Raw genomic sequence first — 3,347 nt, forward strand, 5'->3', positions numbered from 1 at the left:
GCGTAGCGCACGCCCATCGCCACCGAGCGCAGCAGCAAGTCCATCGTCCGGTCCCAGCCGGCTGCATCGATCTCGTCGACAGATCGATCTTCGGGGTTCATCGTTGCCAAAAAGATGAGATTTCGCGGGATGCGAACTCGCCTTCCTGATGGAAGATAGAAATCGCGATTGCGGAGCGAACCCTCCATGTACGTCATCGTCTCTCCGAGCACTCTGGCGGGGTCAGCTCGGCTAAACTCGTCAATCACGAGGACAACTGGTCCTTCCTCGTTCTTTGCAATCTCGGCCATCTCAAGCATGTGCTTGTCTGCGAGGCGGAATCCCTGCTTTCCATCCGGAACGTACCCCTCAACAAAGTCTTCATACTGATAGGATGGGTGAAATTGTACTTCGCGGATGCGGCGTTCAACGCCACCCGTTAGCTTGATCGCAATTTCCCGCGCGTAGAAGCTCTTGCCGGTACCAGGTGTCATTCGGCCTGCAATATTGACCCCCTAAGCCGGGGGATCGGCGTCCAAAATTGACCCCCTAATGTTGGTCTGTTGCGCTGCCTGCTTCTTAACAAAGCAGGTGGTCGGAGATGCTGATCGTGGAGACGATTGCCCGGATACGGCGCGAGCATTTCATCAAGGGCAAGACGATCAAGGAGATCGCCCGGGACCTGAAGGTATCTCGGAACACGGTGCGGAAGGTGCTGAGGTCGGGCGAGACATCGTTCGAGTATGAGCGTGCGGTTCAGCCGCGTCCAAAGCTGGGACGATGGGCAGCAGAGCTCGACAGGGTGCTGGCGGCCAATGCGACCAAGGCCGCTCGCGAGCAACTGACGCTGATCCGGATCTTCGAAGAGCTGCGCGGCCGCGGTTACGACGGTGGCTACGATGCCGTGCGGCGTTACGCCAGACGATGGAGTACGGACCGTGGACAATCGACGGCTGCGGCCTACGTCCCGCTGAGCTTTGCGCCCGGCGAAGCCTACCAGTTCGACTGGAGCCACGAAGTGGTTCTGCTCAATGGCGTGACGGTGATGGTCAAGGCGGCCCACGTCCGGCTTTGCCACAGCCGCATGCTGTTTGTGCGGTGCTACCCGCGCGAGACGCAGGAGATGGTGTTCGACGCCCACGACCGGGCGTTCGCGCTGTTCAAGGGCACCTGCGGTCGCGGCATCTACGACAACATGAAGACCGCAGTCGAGACGATCTTCGTCGGCAAAGGCCGTCTCTACAATCGCCGCTTTATGCAGATGTGCAGCCATTACCTCGTCGACCCGGTCGCCTGCACGCCGGCGTCAGGCTGGGAGAAAGGCCAGGTCGAGAACCAGGTAGGGCTTGTCCGCGAGCGCTTCTTCACACCGCGGCTGCGGTTCAAAACCCTCGACGAGTTGAATGCCTGGCTGCTGGACAAGTGCATTGCCTACACCAAGGCCCACCGTCATCCGGAACTGACCGAGCAGACGATCTGGCAGGTGTTCGAAGCCGAACGGCCAAAGCTCGTTCCCTATGCGGGCCGGTTCGATGGATTCCATGCGGTGCCGGCATCAGTCTCGAAGACCTGCCTGGTCCGCTTCGACAACAACAAGTACTCGGTCGTGGCCAGCGCCGTTGGGCGGCCGGTCGAGGTTCATGCCTATGCCGACCGCATCGTGATCCGCCAGGACGGACGTGTCGTTGCCGAACATCCGCGCGCCTTCGGCCGCGGCGAGACCACCTATGACCCCTGGCATTACGTGCCGGTGTTGGCGCGCAAACCCGGCGCTTTGCGCAACGGTGCTCCCTTCAAGAACTGGGTGCTGCCGGCCGCGATCGAGCGCATACGGCGCAAGCTTGCCGGCGCCGAGGATGGCAACCGTCAGATGGTCGACATCCTCAACGCGGTTCTGACCGACGGTCTGCCCGCTGTCGAGGCGGCCTGTGCCGAGGCGATCGCCCAGGGCGTCCATTCCGCCGATGTCGTGCTCAATATCCTGGCCCGGCAACGCGAGCCCGCCCCACCCGCCAACATCATGACGCCGGCTGCGCTGACGTTGCGCCACGCTCCGATCGCCGACTGTGCCCGTTACGACAACCTCAGGAGAACCATCTGATGGAACGTACTCAACTGTTCGACCTCATGGGCGAACTCAAGCTCTACGGCATGAAGGCCGCCTTCGACGAGATCATGACGACCGCCGTCAAGCGTCAGCACGAACCCCAGCGCATTGTCGGCGACTTGCTCAACGCCGAGATCAACGAGAAGCAGGCCCGCTCAATCAAGTACCAGCTCACCATCGCCAAGCTACCGCTCGCCAAGGATCTGGACGACTTCCAGTTCGTTGGCACCCCTATCAACCAGACGCTGGTCAATGACCTCGCCGGCGGCGGCTTCATCGCTCAGCAACGCAATGCCGTCCTGATCGGCGGCACCGGCACCGGCAAGACCCATCTGGCCATCGCCATTGCCCGAAGCTGTATCCGATCCGGCGCGCGCGGGCGCTTCTACAACGTGGTCGACCTCGTCAACCGTCTGGAGATCGAGACCCGGACCGGACGGCAGGGCCGGATCGCCGAGCATTTGACCCGGCTGGACTTCATCGTTCTCGACGAACTCGGCTACCTGCCGTTCGCGCAATCCGGCGGTCAGTTGCTGTTCCACCTCGTCAGCCGGCTCTACGAGCGCACATCCGTCGTCGTCACCACTAATCTGGCGTTTGGCGAATGGCCCAGCGTGTTCGGCGACGCAAAGATGACCACCGCGCTTCTCGATCGCCTGACGCACCACTGCGACATCGTCGAGACCGGCAACGACAGCTGGCGCTTCAAGAGCCGCGACGATGATCATGCCACCCGCGCTCGTCTCGTCTCCGCAATCCCGGCCAGCTCCGACGAGACGAGCGCTACCGCCAAACCGAGCCGCTCAAGGGGGTCAAAATTGGAAGCCGATACGGGGTCAAATTTGAACGCCGATTGACAGTCTGGCTGGCGATCCCGGTGAGGATCGGAGAACACCTTGCCACCGGCCCTGCCGTAATACCCTCCGGCGTCGGCTCCCGACGACGCCGAGCTTCATGGTCGGTCAAGGCGGCGAACACGCGGGCGGGCGACGCCTTTAGAAGGCGTTCCACCCTGATTGTGTCGCAAATCATTTCGGGGCTGTTCGACATACTAGACTCCTCAATGTTGCCGGTCGTGATCGAGATACGATTCAAGAGCATTCAGGCGCGCTTCCAGGAGCGCGCGGCGGTCGGAAAACCAGTCTTCAATCCGGGCCATGACTTCCGGATTGATCGCGCAAATCCGAACGCGCCCCACTTTCTTGCTTGTAATGAGGCCGGAGCGCTCCAGAACGCCGAGATGTTTCGTAAAGGGCGGCAA

General features: G+C 61.6%; 1 protein-coding gene and 3 pseudogenes. 2 read left to right on the top strand and 2 right to left on the bottom strand.

Features of this window, described 5'->3' with window-relative positions; all coding sequences use genetic code 11:
- Positions 1–473 (bottom strand): AAA family ATPase (locus KAY22_RS26550; RefSeq protein WP_296626073.1); only part of this gene is annotated, 473 nt, incomplete at its 3' end.
- A 107-nt stretch (positions 474–580) separates the two neighbouring features.
- Between KAY22_RS26550 and istA the strand changes: the two are divergent.
- Both istA and istB read left to right on the top strand, forming a co-directional pair.
- Positions 581–2,071, top strand: a pseudogene (istA, locus tag KAY22_RS26555) (IS21 family transposase); the annotation flags it as partial.
- A gap of 8 nt (positions 2,072–2,079) precedes the next feature.
- Positions 2,080–2,802, top strand: a pseudogene (istB, locus tag KAY22_RS26560) (IS21-like element helper ATPase IstB); the annotation flags it as partial.
- A 344-nt stretch (positions 2,803–3,146) separates the two neighbouring features.
- Here the strand turns inward: istB and KAY22_RS26565 are convergent.
- A pseudogene (locus KAY22_RS26565) lies at positions 3,147–3,347 on the bottom strand (transcriptional regulator); the annotation flags it as partial.

The organism is Rhizorhabdus sp., from assembly GCF_018006725.1.
Lineage (GTDB): Bacteria > Pseudomonadota > Alphaproteobacteria > Sphingomonadales > Sphingomonadaceae > Rhizorhabdus.